The sequence below is a fragment of the Cetobacterium sp. genome (assembly GCF_051658645.1).
Classification (GTDB): Bacteria; Fusobacteriota; Fusobacteriia; order Fusobacteriales; family Fusobacteriaceae; genus Cetobacterium_A.
The window spans coordinates 38,915-56,926 of sequence record NZ_JBOFMZ010000064.1; the positions used below are offsets into that span (position 1 = coordinate 38,915).

19 protein-coding genes are annotated in these 18,012 nt (G+C 28.1%); 11 read left to right on the forward strand and 8 right to left on the reverse strand.

The genetic code is table 11. From position 1 onward, the window contains the following. Positions 1-47: 47 nt before the first annotated feature. Positions 48-377: a winged helix-turn-helix transcriptional regulator gene (locus ACRCZX_RS07840; RefSeq protein WP_438582369.1), complete on the reverse strand. Its 330-nt coding sequence runs from the start codon at positions 375-377 to the stop codon at positions 48-50. A gap of 125 nt (positions 378-502) precedes the next feature. Between ACRCZX_RS07840 and ACRCZX_RS07845 the strand changes: the two genes are divergently transcribed. Beyond that, positions 503-1,006, forward strand: a complete 504-nt coding sequence (locus tag ACRCZX_RS07845) for a lactoylglutathione lyase family protein (protein WP_438582370.1) — start codon at positions 503-505, stop codon at positions 1,004-1,006. A 139-nt stretch (positions 1,007-1,145) separates the two neighbouring features. Here ACRCZX_RS07845 and ACRCZX_RS07850 read toward each other — a convergent pair whose 3' ends face one another. After that, the gene (locus tag ACRCZX_RS07850) at positions 1,146-2,054 is read right to left on the reverse strand and encodes a LysR family transcriptional regulator (RefSeq protein ID WP_438582371.1); all 909 of its coding nucleotides are present in this window, start codon (positions 2,052-2,054) and stop codon (positions 1,146-1,148) included. A gap of 157 nt (positions 2,055-2,211) precedes the next feature. On the opposite strand from ACRCZX_RS07850, the gene ACRCZX_RS07855 reads away from it, so the two are divergent. The 5 genes from ACRCZX_RS07855 to ACRCZX_RS07875 all read left to right on the forward strand — a co-directional run bounded on the left by ACRCZX_RS07855 (position 2,212) and on the right by ACRCZX_RS07875 (position 9,622). Then, positions 2,212-2,781 (forward strand): DapH/DapD/GlmU-related protein, encoded by a 570-nt coding sequence (locus ACRCZX_RS07855; RefSeq protein ID WP_438582372.1) that lies wholly within the window; start codon positions 2,212-2,214, stop codon positions 2,779-2,781. Positions 2,782-3,055: 274 nt separating this feature from the next. Then, positions 3,056-3,772 carry a MurR/RpiR family transcriptional regulator gene (locus ACRCZX_RS07860; RefSeq protein WP_438582373.1) on the forward strand — a complete coding sequence of 239 codons (717 nt, stop codon included), beginning with the start codon at positions 3,056-3,058 and terminating at the stop codon, positions 3,770-3,772. Between the two features lie 80 nt (positions 3,773-3,852). Next, positions 3,853-6,411 (forward strand): hypothetical protein, encoded by a 2,559-nt coding sequence (locus ACRCZX_RS07865; protein WP_438582374.1) that lies wholly within the window; start codon positions 3,853-3,855, stop codon positions 6,409-6,411. A gap of 17 nt (positions 6,412-6,428) precedes the next feature. Then, positions 6,429-8,054: a PTS transporter subunit EIIC gene (locus ACRCZX_RS07870; protein WP_438582375.1), complete on the forward strand. Its 1,626-nt coding sequence runs from the start codon at positions 6,429-6,431 to the stop codon at positions 8,052-8,054. A gap of 191 nt (positions 8,055-8,245) precedes the next feature. Further along, entirely contained in the window at positions 8,246-9,622 is a 1,377-nt protein-coding gene (locus ACRCZX_RS07875; RefSeq protein ID WP_438582376.1) for a diguanylate cyclase domain-containing protein, read from the forward strand. Positions 9,623-9,665: 43 nt separating this feature from the next. Here ACRCZX_RS07875 and ACRCZX_RS07880 read toward each other — a convergent pair whose 3' ends face one another. Genes ACRCZX_RS07880 through ACRCZX_RS07890 form a run of 3 tightly spaced genes read right to left on the reverse strand, consistent with a single transcriptional unit; the run spans position 9,666 to position 11,868 of the window. Beyond that, the gene (locus ACRCZX_RS07880; protein WP_438582377.1) at positions 9,666-9,917 is read right to left on the reverse strand and encodes a hypothetical protein; all 252 of its coding nucleotides are present in this window, start codon (positions 9,915-9,917) and stop codon (positions 9,666-9,668) included. A 27-nt stretch (positions 9,918-9,944) separates the two neighbouring features. After that, positions 9,945-10,772, reverse strand: coding sequence for an outer membrane protein OmpK (locus tag ACRCZX_RS07885; protein ID WP_438582378.1), 828 nt, complete (start codon positions 10,770-10,772; stop codon positions 9,945-9,947). A 13-nt stretch (positions 10,773-10,785) separates the two neighbouring features. Further along, the gene (locus ACRCZX_RS07890; protein WP_438582379.1) at positions 10,786-11,868 is read right to left on the reverse strand and encodes a pyridoxal phosphate-dependent aminotransferase; all 1,083 of its coding nucleotides are present in this window, start codon (positions 11,866-11,868) and stop codon (positions 10,786-10,788) included. Between the two features lie 117 nt (positions 11,869-11,985). Here ACRCZX_RS07890 and ACRCZX_RS07895 point away from each other — a divergent pair, with 117 nt between their 5' ends. The 3 genes from ACRCZX_RS07895 to ACRCZX_RS07905 all read left to right on the forward strand — a co-directional run bounded on the left by ACRCZX_RS07895 (position 11,986) and on the right by ACRCZX_RS07905 (position 15,390). Next, positions 11,986-12,957 (forward strand): gluconeogenesis factor YvcK family protein, encoded by a 972-nt coding sequence (locus ACRCZX_RS07895; protein WP_438582380.1) that lies wholly within the window; start codon positions 11,986-11,988, stop codon positions 12,955-12,957. An 11-nt stretch (positions 12,958-12,968) separates the two neighbouring features. Beyond that, on the forward strand, positions 12,969-14,360 hold the full coding sequence (locus ACRCZX_RS07900; RefSeq protein WP_438582381.1) for an aminopeptidase: 1,392 nt from the start codon (positions 12,969-12,971) through the stop codon (positions 14,358-14,360). Between the two features lie 91 nt (positions 14,361-14,451). Then, the gene (locus ACRCZX_RS07905) at positions 14,452-15,390 is read left to right on the forward strand and encodes an NAD(P)H-dependent flavin oxidoreductase (protein WP_438582382.1); all 939 of its coding nucleotides are present in this window, start codon (positions 14,452-14,454) and stop codon (positions 15,388-15,390) included. 61 nt (positions 15,391-15,451) lie between these two features. Here the strand turns inward: ACRCZX_RS07905 and mscL are convergent, their stop codons facing one another. The 3 genes from mscL to ACRCZX_RS07920 form a co-directional block, all read right to left on the reverse strand. Next, positions 15,452-15,847 (reverse strand): large-conductance mechanosensitive channel protein MscL, encoded by a 396-nt coding sequence (gene mscL, locus ACRCZX_RS07910; protein ID WP_438582383.1) that lies wholly within the window; start codon positions 15,845-15,847, stop codon positions 15,452-15,454. Between the two features lie 15 nt (positions 15,848-15,862). After that, on the reverse strand, positions 15,863-16,102 hold the full coding sequence (locus ACRCZX_RS07915) for a hypothetical protein (RefSeq protein ID WP_438582384.1): 240 nt from the start codon (positions 16,100-16,102) through the stop codon (positions 15,863-15,865). A 63-nt stretch (positions 16,103-16,165) separates the two neighbouring features. Beyond that, positions 16,166-16,876 (reverse strand): TrkA C-terminal domain-containing protein, encoded by a 711-nt coding sequence (locus ACRCZX_RS07920; protein ID WP_438582385.1) that lies wholly within the window; start codon positions 16,874-16,876, stop codon positions 16,166-16,168. Between the two features lie 105 nt (positions 16,877-16,981). Here ACRCZX_RS07920 and ACRCZX_RS07925 point away from each other — a divergent pair, with 105 nt between their 5' ends. Together ACRCZX_RS07925 and ACRCZX_RS07930 are read left to right on the forward strand one after the other, a co-directional pair. Then, a complete protein-coding gene (locus ACRCZX_RS07925; RefSeq protein ID WP_438582386.1) occupies positions 16,982-17,194 on the forward strand; it encodes a hypothetical protein in 213 nt (70 codons plus the stop codon). Between the two features lie 82 nt (positions 17,195-17,276). Then, the gene (locus ACRCZX_RS07930) at positions 17,277-17,999 is read left to right on the forward strand and encodes an MBL fold metallo-hydrolase (RefSeq protein ID WP_438582387.1); all 723 of its coding nucleotides are present in this window, start codon (positions 17,277-17,279) and stop codon (positions 17,997-17,999) included. Positions 18,000-18,012: the final 13 nt, after the last annotated feature.

The window sequence follows — 18,012 nt, forward strand, 5'->3', positions numbered from 1 at the left end:
CATTTTTAATTTTCAAATGGTGTTTTTTATTTTATAATTCAGCTTTTTTAATTTTCATTTCCCCATTTATGCATAAATTTTAATATTTCCATAAATTCCATTCCTTTTTTTGTCATTGAATACTCAACTTTAGGTGGTATTTGAGAATATTCAACTCTATTTATTAATCCGTCTTCTGCTAGTTCTTTTAGTTGTTGGCTCAACATTTTATGATTAATTCCATTTAATTTTTTCTTAAGTTCTCCATATCTATGAGTTCCCTCTACTCCTAAGTGCCATAATATAATAGTTTTCCATTTTCCACCAATAAAAGATAAAGTATATTCTACAGAACATTTATACTTATCTTTTCTTTCGTTTTTAGCATTATTATCCATTTTATCTCCTTTACTTTCTTTTTAGTTAGTATATTACAAAAAAGTGCATACTATACTTATTAACTATTTAAGTATATACTAAGCGAGTAAAGAATACAAATCAAAATTTATTTTAGGAGGAAATTATGTACCCAAGAAATTTTTCACACATAGGAATATCAGTACCTAATATTGAAGAGGCAGTAAAATTTTACAGTGAGGTTATGAACTGGTATGTTATTATGGAACCAACATTAGTTAAAGAGGAAAAAGAAACAGCAATAGGAATGATGTGTATTGACGTTTTTGGAGAAGGATGGAATGAATTTAAAATTGCTCACCTTTCAACAGGAGATGGAATAGGAATAGAATTATTTGAGTTTTCACAAAATAATAAACCAAGAAACGAGTTTAATCCGTATCCAACAGGAGTATTCCATTTTTCAGTAAAGGATCCTAACATTGAGGAATTAACAGCTAAAATAGTAGCTGCAGGTGGAAAGCAAAGAATGCCAATAAGAGAGTATTTTCCAGGAGAGAAGCCTTATAGAATGGTTTACTGTGAAGATCCATTTGGAAATATTATAGAAATATATACTCATTCATATGAGATGCATTATGGTGCAGGGGCTTATCAACATCAATTATAATCAATAAAATCAAGGGATAAGGTCATCAATGATGTTATCTCTTGATTTTTTTAAAACTTGGATTGAGATTATTATATATTGAATATTCAAATAGATCTAATACTTATATAGTATAAAGGTCTATGCTCAAAAAGCATACTTAAAGATCATTTTTTTTATTAGAGTGGACAAACTCTATTTGAAGCCTCTCTAAAAATTTTTCTGCTGCTTTAGAAAAAATTTGATTTTTTTTCCAAATAACATCTAAAGTTACTTCTAAAGAAGGTGCCAAAGGTCTAAAACATAAGTTACTAGAATTGTCTGTAGAAACAAGCTTATTTAAACATAATGCATATCCAAACCCTTCATCGACCATAAGTGAAGCATTAAAAATAAGGTTGTAAGTTGCCACAATATTTAATTTTTTAATATCTTCTCCACCCCAGCCTGAAATTTGATTCTCAACTAATGATTGTCTAGAGATTATAAGTGGAAGCTCTTTTAAATCACCTATTTCAATATTTTTTTTACTTGCTAAAGGACTGTCTTTTCTCATAAGTACTCCCCATGTATCTACAGCAGGCAATCTTATATAGTTATATTTTTCAATGTTAGCTGGCCCAATTAAAATTCCAAAATCTAATAATCCTTTGTCCAGTCTTTCGGAAATTTCATCAAAATTTCCACTATAGATATGATAATGGATATTGGGATAAACTTTTTGTAAGTTGATAGCAGTTTTTGCAATAAATCTCATCGAGTCTGTTTCTCCACCACCAATATAGATATCACCAATTATTTCGTCGTTATGAGTTTTAAATTCTAATTTTGTTCTATCTGTTAATTCAATTATTTGTTCTGCCCGTTTTTTTAGAAGCATCCCTTCGTTTGTCAAAGTTATTTTACGGTTTCTATTTCCTCGATTCAATAGCTTTGTTCCTAGTTGCTCTTCTAGTTCAATTATTTGACGTGAAAGAGTAGGTTGTGTTATATGTAAAACTTCTGCAGCTTTAATAATGCTTCTTTCTCTAGCAATAGCCAAAAAATATCTTAAAATTCGAATTTCCATAAGTAAATCCTCCTAAATATCATGTTGAGGAATTATACTATAAAACTAACATGCTTTACAAGCATGTTAATTTATAAATAATAGGTATTTGATATTCCATAAATATTTTGTTAAACTATAAACAAAATAAAATTATATGCACACAGAGGAGACAGAGATGAATTTAGATATGTTTTTAAAGAGCTTGAATGCTAGAAAAGAAGTTATTGGAGGATCTAAAGTACATAAATTTATGATAAAACTTAGCTTAGAAGCTCTTCAAATAACTGCAGAACTAAATAATAATTATCATGGACCTGAAAAAGTTCGTAAAATATTTTCCAAGCTAATAGGAAAAGAAATAGATGAATCTTTTATGCTATTTCCACCTTTTTATACAGACTGTGGTAAGAATATCAGTATAGGAAAGAATATTTTTATTAATTCAGGTTGTCATTTTCAGGACCAAGGAGGTATCAGCATAGGGGATGGGACACTTATTGGACCTAAAGTTGTACTCGCAACTCTTAATCATGGTATTTCTCCTGAAAAAAGAAATAATCTTTGCCCTAAACCTATTATCATTGGTAAATGTGTTTGGATTGGTGGAAATGTTACTATTGTTCCAGGAGTTACTATTGGAGATAACGCAATTATCGCAGCAGGATCAGTAGTTACAAAAGATGTTCCGAAAAATATGATGGTAGGAGGAGTTCCAGCTAAAATTATAAAAAAAATAGAGTTTTAAAAGTCTATTTTTCTACGACTCAAGCTCTTCAAATACTTTACCAGTTATTCTACTAATTTGAGAAGAAGAAAGAGTTAAACGGTATATATCTTCTAAATGAGCCTTAATTAAATGAAAATTTTCTTTGTTGGAGCTAAAGTGGTGTTTTAATAGATAAAGAAAGGTAGTTCAATTTAATTTGAATTACCTTTTTGTTATTTTGAAAAAATGGTTTAGAGAATAAGAGTTAATATGCTAATATTGTATTAATTATAGAAGAGAAAAGGTGGATTATATGGAGTATAGAATTATTAATATATTACAAACAAGAGAGTTAAAGGTTAATTTTACTAAAAGTGAAGAGAGTATTTTAGATTTTATTGAAAAAAAATTTAATGAAATTCCAAAATATTCTGTAATTAAGCTTTGTGAAGAAGCTTATGCATCACAGGCTAGCGTGAATAGGGTTTGTAAAAAATTAGGTTTTAAAGGTTTTAGCGAGTTAAAATATTGGATAGAGCATGATATAAAAAAAATGGAAAGTTCAAAAAGTTCAAATATAAACAATACATTTTTTTATATCGAAAATATAAATTTTGGAGGAATTCCAAATATTGTAGAAATTTTAAAAAATAATAGAAAAATTTTAATATATGGTTTAGGTGCTTCAGAGATAACAGCATTGTATTTTCAAAGACAACTTCTTTATTTAGGGTTTCAAGCAATAGTTGTAAATGAAGAGAAGATGATAGAACAGTTTGAAGATTTTATCTTATTTATACTCTCTAGCTCAGGAGAGACCTTAAGAGTAAAGCATGTTGCTAATAGTTTTAAAGATAAAGGAAAAGTTGTAATTTCAATAACAAAATTCCAGAGTTCAGTACATGAAATTTCAACTTCAGCTTTTACTCATAATATTTCAATAGACAAACTAGATGCAATATCTCGTGAGCAACAGCTACATATGATAATTATGATTAATGAGTTGATAAACAAACTTCAGAATGGATAATTATCCGTAAAAAAGGATTAAGACTTTTTGTTCTATTCGATTATAATAGTGTTAAAATAAAGAACAAAGAGGCGAGGTAAATGGATAGAGATATAAAGATATTAATGCATACACACTGGGATAGAGAGTGGTACTTCACAAAAGCAGAGACACAAGTTTTATTAAGAAATCATATGTTTGAAGTTATAGAATTCTTAGAAAAACATGAAGATATAATATATGTTTTAGACGGTCAAAGTGTTATGCTTGATGACTTTATAGAATTTGCACCAAAGTGGAAGAATAGAACTGAGAATCTAGTGAAAAAAGGAGCTCTTAGAGTTGGTCCTTGGTATACACAAACAGATTTACTATTAGTTCATGGAGAATCTATTATTAGAAATCTTTATTATGGTGTAAAAAAAGCAAAAGAATATGGAGATGTAATGAATGTAGGCTATGTTCCTGATACCTTTGGACATTCAGCTCAAATGCCTCAAATATACTCTAAATTTGGAATAGATAGTACTTTCTTTTGGAGAGGGTACAGTGAATTAAAAGGAGAGAAATCTGATTTCCTTTGGAAAGGTATTGATGGCAGTGTAATATTTGGAGTTAACTTAGCTACTGGTTACCAAGGTGCTAAATATTTAGAGAGTAATAAAGATGAATTAAAAGTAAGAATGGACAAAATAATAAAAGTTTTGGATAAATATTCAGCTGGAAATGCCAGACTTGTAATGAACGGTCATGACCAAATGCCTATTCAAAAAGATATTCACTCAATTATGGACAATATGAGAGACTTCTATAAAGAGGATAAAGTAGCAGTATCTGATTTTGAAAGTTATGTAGACAGTTTAAAAGATTTAATATTAGAAACTGTAGAGGGTGAATTAAATCATAGTAAACACGCTAGGATACATAAAACTATAACTTCTACAAGAATGGATATAAAGCTTTTAAATACAGAGCTTGAGTATAAAATATACAATGTTTTAGAGCCACTTGCACTTTTAGGAAAAGAGTTAAACATTGATTATCCACACGAAATCTTTGAAAAATGTTTAAAAGAGCTATTTGGAGCTCATGCTCATGATAGTATTGGAGGATGTAACTCTGATTTAGTAAATAAAGATATAAAACAAAGATTAACCCAGATTAAAGAAATTTTAGATACTCAAATAGAACTTTATATGAGACTGATATCTTTAGCTTCTAAAAATGGCGAAGAAGATGTGGTAACTCTCTACAACTATTTACCATACAAAAGAAAAAATGAAAAAGTAGAGCTTGAGTTTATAACAAGAAGTAGTGATTTTAAAATATTAAATGGTGATAAAGAAGTAGAATATTTAGTTTTAGATCAAGAGATTGTAGATGCTGGTCTTATAGATAGACAAGTTGCAGCTAGACTTTTAGATATAAAGGTGTTCAAAACTAAAGTAAGCTTTATAGTTGATGAAATAGAAGGATTATCTGTAAAATATTTATCATATAAAGATGGAGAAAACTATTCACTACTATCTCTAGAATCAGTAGAAAGTTATATTGAAAATGAATTATACAAAATCTACATAGAAAATAAGAAAGTTAACTTATTAATTAAAGCTCAAAATAGAGTTGTGGAAAATGTATTTTACATTGAAACTAGTGGAGATGCTGGAGATAGTTATGACTATTCACCACCTCATAAAGATTTAATTATAGATTCTGCTCAAATAGAGAACTGTAAAGTTTTAGAATCAAGCTCAGAATCAATATTAAACTATAAATTAACATATAGTTTACCCAAAAATCAAAACTCTAGAGATTCTAAAATTTTAGATAAAAAAGCTGAGTTTGATATAACTTTATGTTTAGGAGAGAAAGATGTTGTAAAAGTAGATATAGCTCATATTAACTATTTAGAAGATACAAGATTTAGAGCAGTTTTAAATACAGAGATTGAAACAGATGTTGTTGAATCTGATTCTCATCTATGTGTTGTTCAAAAGCCTGTATACTTTGAAAAAGAGTTAAGCGTTTGGGAAGAGGATAAATGGGCAGAAAAGCCAGTTTCTATTGAAACATTTAACTCGTATGTGACTTTAAAATCAGAATCAGCAGAGGCAACTATCTATTCTTACGGATTGAAAGAGTATGAAGTAGTGGACAAAAAAGTTTATATAACTCTATTTAGAACATTCTCTCACCTTGGGAAAAGAGAGCTTATAAATAGACCTGGAAGACCATCTGGAATTGAAATTGAAACTCCAGATAACCAATTATATAAAGAGAAGTTTAACTTTAGCTTAGCATTTACATTCTTAAAAACAGATAAAAGTAACAGCCAAAAAGCTCGTGAATTCTTAACTCCAATCGAGGGTTACCAATTAAAAGAGTTCAATAGATTCAATATAAATATACCAAACGTTAGAAAAAAGATAGAATCTTCTCTAAATCTTGATTTAAATGGAACAGTTTTAAGTGCTTTAAAAGAGAGTGAAAACACAGGGGATATATTTATAAGAGTATTTAATCCAAGTAATAAATCAATAGAAATAAAGTTTGATAACGGAGTTTTCCTAAGTAATATGTTTGAAGAAAAATTAGATTTAGTAACTGAATACAAAGTGAAAAGTCAAGAGATTTTAAATGTATTGATAGAAAGAAAATAGTAAAAAGGGGTATTAATATGCAGAAACTAAAAAAGGAACTTCAAAGTTTTGGAAAAACGTTATTATTTCCAATATCAATACTGTCATTTATGGCAATATTTTTGGGATTGTCAGCAGCATTACAAAATCCAAATATAGTAAAATTTTTACCTTTTCTTCAAGGAGCTACAGCACAAACAGTATTAGGATTTATTAGAAAAATATCAGGAATACCTTTTGGACAATTACCATTGCTTTTCGCTATGGCAATTCCATTAGGTGTTGTGAAAAGAGATAAAGAAGTTGCAGTTTATTCAGCTGTTATTGGGTATGTAGCTATGTTAGTTGGAATGAATTATATTTTGGCTATTCAAGGATATACTGCTGAAACAACAAGCATAAGTTACTTAATGGAAATAAAAGAAATGACTCAAATTGACGCTACATTAAATAGTTCATTATTTACAAATGTTTTGGGGATATTTGTTTATAATATGAATGTTATTGGTGGAATGATAGCAGGGCTTTTAGCAGTAGTTATTCATAATAAATTTAAGCAAGTTGAGTTGCATCCATCACTTAGTTTCTATAGTGGAAAAAGATTTGTGCCAATAATAACGGTTTTATTGCTACCTTTTCTTGGAATGGCACTTGTTTATATTTGGCCTATAATTAATAACGGTATTATGAACTTGGGGACGTTTATATCAAAGTTAGGAATATTTGGAGTATTTTTATATGGATTTATAGAAAAAGCTATAAATCCAACAGGACTTCATCACATTTTAAACCAAGCTTTTAGATTTACAGCTCTTGGTGGAATTGAAAATGTAGCTGGGACAACTCAAGTTGGAGGATTAAATATATATTTTGCACAACTAGAGAATCATCTTGCTTTTTCTCCACAAGCCACATTATTCTTAGCTCAGGGGAAGATTTTACATATGGTATTTGGAATGCCAGCAGCAATATTTGCAATGTATAAGTGTTCTTTACCTGAAAAAAGAGAGAAGTTCTTAAAGTATTTTATACCTGGATTAACAGCGGTTATTTTAACAGGAATAACAGAACCAATAGATTTTACGTTTATCTTTATATCGCCTTTACTTTGGTTTGTTAACTCGATATTAGCAGGACTTGCATTTATGATTCCTGCAATATTAGGAATAACAATTGGAAATATTCAAGGTGGATTAATAGATTGGCTTGTTTTTGGAACTTTACAAGGAACAGCCACAAAGTGGCATCTACTACTAATAGTGGGACCAATTTTCTTTTTACTTTACTATTTTACTTATAGTATCATAATAAAAAAATTCAATGTGTTAACAATCGGAAGAAATAAAAATGATTTTGAAGATACAGAGAGTGAAGATATAGAGATTAAATCTCAGAATATAGGAAAAACTCCAACTGATGGTATTGTTGAAGAATTAGTAGCGGGTCTAGGAGGAATGGAAAATATAGTTGAGGTGGATAACTGCATTTCTAGACTTAGAATTGAAGTGAAAGATAGCTTATTAATTAATCAAGATTTAATAAAAAAATCAAAACCAAATGGAATAATAGTTCCAGATAAGAATAATGTTCATATAGTTTATGGTGGGAAAGTTACAAAAATGAGGAATCTGTTGGATAATTATATTTTTGCAATGAAATCTTAATAAAGTATTATAATGAAAAAACTCTATAAATTAGATATTGATATATCTAATTTTATAGAGTTTTTTTTATTTTTGAAATTCTGTAAGAATTATGAACGCTACTAAAATTCGATTGACTTATTTTCTAAAAGAATATATAACATAGAGTGATACTATATACTGTATTAAAAATAAAATATTTGGAGTTGAAAATGTATCGAAGTTTTTTAAAAAAATACAAACTGATATCAGTAGTAGTGATTATTTTGGTGGCATTCATATCATTTTTATCAGTAAAACAAATTTTGTTTAGAAGTAAAGAACTTGTTATTTTCATGAATAACCAAACCGTATTAGAGATTAATAATATAATAGAAAATCAAATTTCACTAATAGAGTCTTTATCAGAGTTGGAATATATTAAAAATGAAGATATTCCAATTCAAAAAAAAGCGTTATCATTAAAACCATTTCAAGATAAATATAGTCTTCTTATGCTTGCTTTGATGGATAAAGATGGAAATACTTCAAGCTCTTTAGAAGGTGGAATAACAAATCTTTCTCATAGAAATTATTTTAAACGAGCAAAAGACGAGAGGAGAAATATAGTTAGTGAGATTGTTGAGAGTTGTACAACTGGTGAAAAAACAATTATAATTGCACATCCGATATTAAACCCTCAAAAAGAATTCACTGGAGCTATATTTTCATCAATATACTTAAGTGAATTGATTTTGATAAAAAATAGATATGGAGCGGCAAATGAAGCTTATGTAACTAGTATTTTGGACAATAATCTAAATGTTATTTTAGAGGATGACCATATTGAATTAGAAAAAGAGTTATTCGATAATTCTTTTGGATTTTTCTTTGAAAGAAAAGGCTATAGTTTACATGCAATAACCTTTATGAAAGATCCAGTTTCAAACTGGTATATAGTTACTGATTTAAATGCGTCTAAATATTTCTTTAATACTTGGGCAAATACTCTTATTATTGTATTGATTTTAGTTGCAACTTTTTTAATAATTTTTCAAATTTTTAATGTCCATACAAAAAAAGAGTTGTTGCCAATACTTAATTCTTTAAATCAAGATTATTTAACAGGTATTTATAATCGGAAATATTTAGAAGAATTTATAAAAAAGGTTGGATTTAAAAAAAATGAATCAGCATTAATTATTTTAGATATAGATAACTTCAAGTCGATAAATGATGAGCTAGGGCATACAACTGGTGATTATGTTATTTGTGAAACTGCAAATAAAATAGTACAAATTTTTTCAGAGGATTCAATTGCAGCTCGAGTTGGTGGTGATGAATTTATAATTTTTGTTAAAAATTGTAAAGATAGATCTTTTGTATTAAAGAGAATAAAATCATTATTATTTATTATGGATACGACTTATAACAAAGAAAATAAAAGTGTAAAAATTTCTACTAGTATTGGAATAACATTTATTGAAAATGGTGATTCTGAATTTATTGATTTATATAATAAGACTGATGCAGCTCTTTATAAAGCTAAAAAAAATGGTAAAAATTGTGCATGCATAGCAGATTCAAATGATGAGATAATTAGAAATTAAGTTATAAAAAAACGCCACTTTTTTTAAGTGGCGTTCAGATTAATTACATTTCGAAAACGTTTTCTATTTTTAAAAATCCATTTTCTAAAAGTTCAAATTCAAAGTATGTGTATATTTCAATATCACTTTCTCCAATTTTACTTTCAAAAGCTACAACCCTTTCATTAAGGCAATCGTTTATTTCAGATTCGCTTAAATCGTTGTGTATATTATAATAGTTGTTTTCCATCATAAAAATATTTAGTTCTTCTAAAGTTACAGTTCTTCCAATTAAAGATAATTCATTTTTTAACATATTATTTTCTCCTTTAAATTTTATACATTAAAACATTATAGCATAGTGGAAACCAAAAGATTCATTATTTCTATTTGAGCTATTCATATTAACTTGTGAAAAATGATTGTTTATTTGATAAGTATAACTTAGAGATAGATTTTTATTTAAAAATAATCGAATTTGATTTTGCCATTGTAAAGAGTCTGGAGTTTGTCCTTCGAAATTATACTTCGCTCCAAAATCATAATCAAGCCATCCACTAAAACCAAACTTCATACCATTTTCGAATTGGTGAATAGTACCACCATAAGCGATATTAAACATATAACCATTCCACTGATCTTCATCTCTACCATAATTTCTGTCAACGTATCTAGAGTATAAATTTGTTTTAAAATAATCAAATTTCATATATTTCATCTCTGGTATAGATACATAGTTACCAATACCAATATAGTGTTTTCTAAGTCCGTTATTCTCGTGTCCATTAACATTGTCAAAATCGAATTGATAGGCTATAAACCATTCTGAAATAGGACCAATAGATAAATCTTTTCCTGTTAATCCATCAAGAGATAATCTAGGTGTAAATTCAGCATATGTATAGTTATTATCGGTGTCATTTTTATTACTTAAATTAGAATCTTTAAATATGTTTGTTCTATCAATAAACCAATATAAGTCCAAAAGGTTATATCTAGTTGTTCCTTGTATTTCAAATAACATCTCTTCTTTTGAATCACCCCATCCATCAGGAACCTTATTAGCTTTAACAAGGCTTCCTTCTAGAAGAGTAAAATTCCAAGGCTCGTATTGTGAAAAAGTTATCCTAGAGAGAGCAAGTGAACCTAAAAGTAAAATTTTTTTTAACATAAATCCTCCACATTTAAAATTTCTTTGTAAAATTTTTTATTTCTTTTAATAATGTATTGATATTTTCTTTTGTTAATACGCAAACTCTGAAAAATTGTGAGTTTAAGCAATCAAAAGATTCGGCTTTTCTAATTATAATATTTTTTTGAGCTAAAAAATCATAAAGATCATTTGCATTATATTTTATATTTAAAATTTCACAAAGAATAAAATTACTGTTTGAAGGGTAGACTTTCAAATTTTCAATATCTTTTAATCCATTTGAAAGTAAATTAAAATTTTCTTTAAACTGTTTATGGCAACTATCTATAAAATCAGTGTCTTGAAACATAGCTTCTCCCATAATTGAAGCAAAGATATTTATATTCCAAAGATTAGGTATAGTTTTCATAGAGTTTAAAATTTCTCCATCAGAAACAACAGAGTATCCTAATCTAATTCCAGGAGTAGAAAAGAATTTTGAAGTTCCTCTTATAACAATTATATTTTGAAGAGTTTGAACTAAATTGATAGCTGATGTTTTTGAAGAATCAGTAAATTCTATATAAGTTTCATCTATCATAATCGGCTTTTTAAAATACGAATAAATTTTTTGGATATCTTCTAATGAAATAAGAGTTCCTGTAGGGTTATTTGGATTACATATGATAATCATATCAAAGTTTTTCTCTTTGATGAGTGTTAATATATCATCAATTTTAATTTTAAAACTATTTTCTTTTTTATAGAAAAATTTTGTAATTTTACATCCTATTTTATTTAATTCATTTTCATATTCAGAATAAGCTGGTGAAAGTAATAAAGTGTGTTTTGGATTTATAACTTTGATGCTAGAACTGATTAATTCAGTTGCTCCACTACCTAAAATAATATTATCAGTATTACATTTACAATAAGTGGATATGCTTTTTTTTAGATCTTTATAATCTGAATCAGGATAAATGCTAGCTAACATAAAATTTTCTTTTAGTTTTTCTATAGCTTTAGGACTTAAACCAAAAGGATTTATATTTGAACTAAAATCAATGATTTCTTTTTGATTAATGCCCAAATTTTGAGAGAGTTGTTGAAGATTTGCTCCGTGATTATTTTTCATAAAACCCCTCCATAATTAAAAAATATTAAAATATATAATATATTTTAACAAATATAGTTTTTTTTTGCAAAAGAATGTTATACAATATAGAGATATTTAAAATAAAGGGGAGATTTTATGAGAAATCCAAGAGTAGTGGTAATAGGTGGGGGAAGTGGGTTATCTGTTGTATTGAAAGGATTAAAGCATTTTCCAATGGATTTAACAGCGATAGTATCAGTAGCTGATAGTGGAGGAAGTAGTGGAATTTTGAAGAAAGAATTTAATATTCCAGCACCAGGGGATTTGAGAAATGTAATGATAGCTCTTAGTAATGTAGAGCCTCTAATAGAAGAGGTATTTCAATATAGATTTAGTGAAGATTCATCTATAGGAGCTCATCCGTTAGGAAATTTATTGATAACAGCTATGACTGAAATAACAGGAGATGTTCAAATCGCTTTAAGAAGGCTCAGAAAACTTTTTAATATAAACGGCAAGATATTACCAGCGACTTTAGAAAAAATAGAATTAATTGCAGAAAAAACAACTGGTGGATTTGTTTTTGGAGAATCCGATATCCCAGTTTTAGGGGAAAAAATAAAAAGAGTTTTTTATGATGGTGAAGTAAATAGTCCGAAAGAAAATATAAAAGCTGTTGAAGAAGCTGATTTGATCATATTTTCAATAGGAAGCCTTTACACTAGCATAATACCAAATTTGTTGTTGGACAATATGAGAGAGGCTCTGAGAGCTTCAAAAGCACAAAGAATATATGTGTGTAATGCTGTAGGACAGATGGGAGAAACTGAAAACTATAGTGTAGCTGATCATGTAGAATCAATAAATAATCATGTTGGATTTGACATGATAGATAAAGTTATAGTAAACTCTGTAGAGATACCAAAAGAGATTATAGAGAGATACAGCGAAGAGGGAAGTACTTTAGTTCAATTGGACAATCATAGATTGAAAAAAATGAGAGTAAAGGTGATAAAATCGCCTTTGATTAGAATAGATTCACAGAAAAGAATTAGACATTTGTCACATAAATTGGCTGCAATTATATATTCGCAAATAGAAAATATATCAAGTTTTTACGATGAATAGAGGAGGATTTTATGTTATTGAAAAAAGAAAATGGATGGAAACAAGAAAGTGTTGATAAAGTTAGGGTTTTTGATTTTTGTAAAGAGTATAAAATATCATTGGACAAAGGTAAAACAGAAAGAGAATATGTAAGATATGCAATTGAAATAGCTGAAAAAAATGGTTTTGTAAAAGCTGAAACAAAAGAACAATTGGTACCTGGAGATAAAGTTTTTTATGTAAATAGAGAAAAAAATGTAGTTTTAGCTGTAATAGGAGAAAATCCAATAACAGAAGGATTAAATTATGTTGTTTCACATATAGATTCACCAAGAATAGATTTAAAGCAAAACCCTCTTTATGAAGAGTTAGAATTAGCATATATGAAAACTCACTACTATGGTGGAATAAAGAAATATCAATGGGCTTCTATTCCATTATCATTACATGGAGTTGTAATTTTAGCTAATGGAGAAAAAAAGGATATTATAATAGGAGAGGGAGAGGATGATCCTGTATTTACAATTCCAGATTTACTTCCACATTTAGCAGCAAAGTTCCAAGGTGAAAGAAAAACAGGTGAAGTTATAAAAGGAGAAGAGTTGCAAATAATAGTTGGAACAATTCCAACAAAAATAAAAAACTCTGATGTAAAAGAACTTATTAAATATGCTGTTTTAGAAGAATTGAATAAAGCATATGGAATGATAGAAGAGGACTTTATATCTGCTGAATTCCAACTTGTACCAGCTTTTAAAGCAAAGGATGTAGGTTTAGATAGATCTTTAATTGGAGCTTATGGGCAAGATGATAGAATATGTGCATATACATCTTTAAAAGCTATATTAGACTTAGATGGAATTCCTAAAAAAACAGCAGTTACTTTTTTAGCTGATAAAGAAGAAACTGGTTCTAATGGTTCTACTGGATTACAATCAAACTATTTAGAATATTTCACAAGTGACCTTATTAATAGGGTTAAAGGAAATTATAGTGATTTAGATTTAAGAAAAGCTCTTTGGAATTCAAATGCTCTTTCTTCTGACGTAAATGCAGCAATGGATCCTATATTTAAAGGTGTTCATGAAGCTCAGAATGCAGCCAAATTGAATTATGGTATAGTTGTAACTAAATTTACAGGTTCTAGAGGGAAAAGTAGTACAAATGATGCAGATGCAGAATATGTATGGAGCATAAGAAACCTTTTAAATAAAAATGGAATTATTTGGCAAACTGGAGAATTAGGTAGAGTTGATGAAGGTGGTGGAGGAACTGTTGCAATGTTTTTAGCACAAGTCGGAATAAAAACTATAGATGTAGGACCAGCACTTTTAGCTATGCATTCTCCATTTGAAGTTTCATCAAAGCTTGATATATATGAAACTTATAGAACATATAAAGTTTTCTTTGAAGATATGGTTTAAAATTTAAAGTAAAAAAAAATAAAAAAAAGTTTCCAATTTTGAAAACGATATGATATGATAACAGGTGTTATTATATATGGAGGTGAATTGAATGAGAATTGGAGATTTAAATATAGAGGTACCAATAATTCAAGGTGGAATGGGAATAAGAGCATCAATGTCTAGATTAGCAGCAGCAGTTGCAAATCAAGGTGGAATTGGTGTTATATCTGTTACGGCTATCCCAGGAGACGAAATTAGAGATGAAATAAAAAAAGCAAAATCGATGATTATAAAAAAAGGTGGAGCATTAGGTGTAAATATAATGGTTGCTGCATCAAACTTCGCAGAAGCAGTTAAAATTTCAATTGAAGAAAAAGTTGATGTTATAATATGTGGAGCGGGATTTTCAAGAGATATATTTGAAACTGTAAAAGGAACTGGAGTTAAATTATTTCCAATTGTTTCGAGCTTAAAACTAGCTAAAATAGCTGAAAAATTAGGAGCGGACGCTATAGTTGTTGAAGGTGGTAACGCTGGTGGACACTTAGGAACAGATAAAGATTCTTGGGATATAGTTGAAGAGATTGTAAAAGGAGTTAAAATTCCAGTATTTGGTGCAGGTGGAGTTATAACACCAGAAGATGCTGAAAGAATGATGTCTTTAGGAGCAGCTGGAGTACAAATGGGAAGTAGATTTATAGCAACAGAAGAGTGTGAAGTAAGCCAAAAGTTTAAAGAGATATATGTAAACTCAAAAGAGGGCGATGTAGTTCAGATCATGAGTTCGGCTGGTTTACCTGCAAATGCTATAGTTTCTTCGTTTGTAAATAGAGTTATAGCTGAAGAAAAATTAACTCCTAAAAATTGTACAAGTTGTTTAAAAAAATGTAGTAGAAAGTTTTGTGTAAAAGACAGTTTAATAAAAGGACATGAAGGAAATTCTGAAGAGGGTATTTTCTTTGCAGGAAAAGATGCTTGGAAAATTGATAGTATATTATCTGTAGAAGAAGTGTTTAATCTGTTTAAAAGTAAAGTAATAAAAAATTAAATATAAACTAAGTTTAAAAATGAAAGGATTGTTATTAATAGTAACAATCCTTTTGTTTTATCTATTTTTTAGCTAGAAGATCTCTAATCTCTGTCAAAAGAGTTTCCTCTTTAGTAGGTCCGATTGGTGGAGCTGGAATCTCATTTTTTTTACGCAATTGATTGATAAATTTAACTAAAAGGAATATACAGAACGCAATTATTGTAAAGTCAACAATTGATTGTATGAAGTTTCCATATTTTATTGCTGCTTCAGGAGTATTGCCTTCAGCAGCTTTTATTACATATTTTAAATCTGCAAAATTAACTCCACCTAAAATAATTCCAACTATAGGCATCAAAAGATCATTTACAATAGATGTAACTATTTTACCAAATGCTCCTCCAATTATAACTCCGACAGCTAAATCAACAGCATTTCCTTTTATAGCAAATTCTTTGAAATCTTTTACAAACATTTTTCTCCTCCTTAACTAAGAAATATCAAGAGCTTTAAGAACATCACAATCTAAAGCATTACGGTAAATACCCAATACAGTAGGAATTCCATCAGACTCATTTGCTTTTGAAACCATAAATTCTTTTGTTCTGATTTTATGACATTTTTTACATTTATATATATAGTAAAGTTGACACATATCATTACCATAGTCATCAGTAAAATTTTTTTTAGCTAAACCTAAAAATTCAAAATCATGTACAAAGTGAAACATAAAGCTACCTCCTTCATAATAAAGTATTATAGTAATAATATACAAAAAAAAATTAAGTTTCTTTTATTGAAATTGTTTTTCTTTTATAAAAAGTTTTTTAATATTTTTTAAAGTCCCAAAAATAATTATTTTATCACCTTTTTCAAGAATAGTATCACCTGTAACTGGTTCACTGCGGTCATCATCTTTTATAACTGTAAGAATTTGTAAGTTATAATAAGACCTAACATGTGAATTTTTAAGCTCTTTATTCAGCAATTCTTCTGGAGTATTTGTAATAGAAACTTCAGCAACAACTTCAGTTTTAAATACCCCCAAGACCATAATTGGATTATGTTGATTTTTGAACATAGCTTTAATACCAATTTGAGCTATAAAATTGTCAAAGTTATTTTTTACAAAATTTACTTTGAGCAAGGAGTACCATATAATAATTAAAGAAATAATCGCAACTATAACTTTTACAATTAATTGAAAACTATCTTCACCTGTTAATCTCATAAAGAAATTAAGAATCATAGATACAATAGTAACAGAAAATATATAACCAAAAAGAATAGTTATAAACGCTAATTTTTTTCGCTTTCTAGATGATGTTATTAATTCACTTTCACTTGTTGTAAAACCACAAGTTGTAAGCATAGAGATAACCTGAAAGCGGGCTGTTTCTTCTGTTAAACCAGTTAATCTAAATAAAACCGTAAAGATTTCACATATTAGAAGATAGGTTAACATTAAAGTGAAAAAAGCTAATATTGCAAAATTGGTACTCATAAAATCACCTACAAAAATTATTTGATATAGATATTTACTATAAAATTAAAAGAATCCTTTTAAAATATGCTATAATAAAATCAAAAATATAATTAGGAGAATATTATGAAAAAATTATTGGTATTGATAGCTGTATTATCTTTTGTTGGTTGTATGAAACAAGAGGTTAAATTTGGTGATGAAAATCTTAAATTAGATGGAACAAAATTGTATTATAAAGGAAAATTATTTACTGGAGATGTTACTCAAGAAATTCCTTTTACAGATAAAGTTATAAAAGTAGAGTATAAAAATGGAGTTATAAAAACAGAAAAATAATTCAAATTTTGTTAATAGAGGAAACCTTCTTTTTTTTTTGAATAAAATGAAATAAGATATATAGAAAGAAATGGAGGGATTTATGGAACTAAAATTTAAATTTTTGGGAAAAAATTGTTGGACTTTAGATGTAGATGGTAAATTTAAAGTTGGATGCAATCCATCTTTTTCAATTAAAAAAGGAGATGATATAAAGTTTATTGGACCTGAAGATGAAAGTTTTAAAAATATAAAATTGTGGTTAATAACAGAATTTGAACAAAATCATTTAGATGAAGAGGGAGTAAAAGTAATAGATGCTGATGCTAAAATTATTGCTCGAAAAGAGTGTGGAAAGTTATTACGAGAAAAGAAAAATGCAAATATAGATTTTTTAGATTGGTTTAAAAAAAGAGAGATAGAGATAAAAGGATATAGATTAATAATAGAAGTAATACCTACCTATAAGGGTGGTGGTCTTTTTTCAGGAACAATTTTAGGCAAATCAAATGGATATCTATTAACAGTCGTAAATAAAGAAGGAAAAGCAAAACGAATATATATAACGGGAGATACTATATTTTCTGAAAATATAATAAAAGTATTGATATATTATCCGATAGATATAATTATTGCATCAATTGGAAAAATAAAAAATAGTTATTTTAGTGATGATAAAACAATGGATTTAGTAATGCTAAATAGTTTTATCAGAACATTGAATCCAGAACAAGTTGTTACAATATTTTCTAAAAGTGAAGCTGCAAGAAAAGAGATGAAAAAGTATATTGATTTAATTGAAATAGGAGAAGAAAAAAACTTATAAAAAAGATGAAAAA

What these genes read in the sequence shown, in the direction of transcription:
- ACRCZX_RS07840 (WP_438582369.1), bottom strand. Translation starts at nt 377, where the DNA reads ATGGATAATAATGCTAAAAACGAAAGAAAAGATAAGTATAAATGTTCT.
- ACRCZX_RS07845 (WP_438582370.1), top strand. Translation starts at nt 503, where the DNA reads ATGTACCCAAGAAATTTTTCACACATAGGAATATCAGTACCTAATATT.
- ACRCZX_RS07850 (WP_438582371.1), bottom strand. Translation starts at nt 2,054, where the DNA reads ATGGAAATTCGAATTTTAAGATATTTTTTGGCTATTGCTAGAGAAAGA.
- ACRCZX_RS07855 (WP_438582372.1), top strand. Translation starts at nt 2,212, where the DNA reads ATGAATTTAGATATGTTTTTAAAGAGCTTGAATGCTAGAAAAGAAGTT.
- ACRCZX_RS07860 (WP_438582373.1), top strand. Translation starts at nt 3,056, where the DNA reads ATGGAGTATAGAATTATTAATATATTACAAACAAGAGAGTTAAAGGTT.
- ACRCZX_RS07865 (WP_438582374.1), top strand. Translation starts at nt 3,853, where the DNA reads ATGGATAGAGATATAAAGATATTAATGCATACACACTGGGATAGAGAG.
- ACRCZX_RS07870 (WP_438582375.1), top strand. Translation starts at nt 6,429, where the DNA reads ATGCAGAAACTAAAAAAGGAACTTCAAAGTTTTGGAAAAACGTTATTA.
- ACRCZX_RS07875 (WP_438582376.1), top strand. Translation starts at nt 8,246, where the DNA reads ATGTATCGAAGTTTTTTAAAAAAATACAAACTGATATCAGTAGTAGTG.
- ACRCZX_RS07880 (WP_438582377.1), bottom strand. Translation starts at nt 9,917, where the DNA reads ATGTTAAAAAATGAATTATCTTTAATTGGAAGAACTGTAACTTTAGAA.
- ACRCZX_RS07885 (WP_438582378.1), bottom strand. Translation starts at nt 10,772, where the DNA reads ATGTTAAAAAAAATTTTACTTTTAGGTTCACTTGCTCTCTCTAGGATA.
- ACRCZX_RS07890 (WP_438582379.1), bottom strand. Translation starts at nt 11,868, where the DNA reads ATGAAAAATAATCACGGAGCAAATCTTCAACAACTCTCTCAAAATTTG.
- ACRCZX_RS07895 (WP_438582380.1), top strand. Translation starts at nt 11,986, where the DNA reads ATGAGAAATCCAAGAGTAGTGGTAATAGGTGGGGGAAGTGGGTTATCT.
- ACRCZX_RS07900 (WP_438582381.1), top strand. Translation starts at nt 12,969, where the DNA reads ATGTTATTGAAAAAAGAAAATGGATGGAAACAAGAAAGTGTTGATAAA.
- ACRCZX_RS07905 (WP_438582382.1), top strand. Translation starts at nt 14,452, where the DNA reads ATGAGAATTGGAGATTTAAATATAGAGGTACCAATAATTCAAGGTGGA.
- mscL (WP_438582383.1), bottom strand. Translation starts at nt 15,847, where the DNA reads ATGTTTGTAAAAGATTTCAAAGAATTTGCTATAAAAGGAAATGCTGTT.
- ACRCZX_RS07915 (WP_438582384.1), bottom strand. Translation starts at nt 16,102, where the DNA reads ATGTTTCACTTTGTACATGATTTTGAATTTTTAGGTTTAGCTAAAAAA.
- ACRCZX_RS07920 (WP_438582385.1), bottom strand. Translation starts at nt 16,876, where the DNA reads ATGAGTACCAATTTTGCAATATTAGCTTTTTTCACTTTAATGTTAACC.
- ACRCZX_RS07925 (WP_438582386.1), top strand. Translation starts at nt 16,982, where the DNA reads ATGAAAAAATTATTGGTATTGATAGCTGTATTATCTTTTGTTGGTTGT.
- ACRCZX_RS07930 (WP_438582387.1), top strand. Translation starts at nt 17,277, where the DNA reads ATGGAACTAAAATTTAAATTTTTGGGAAAAAATTGTTGGACTTTAGAT.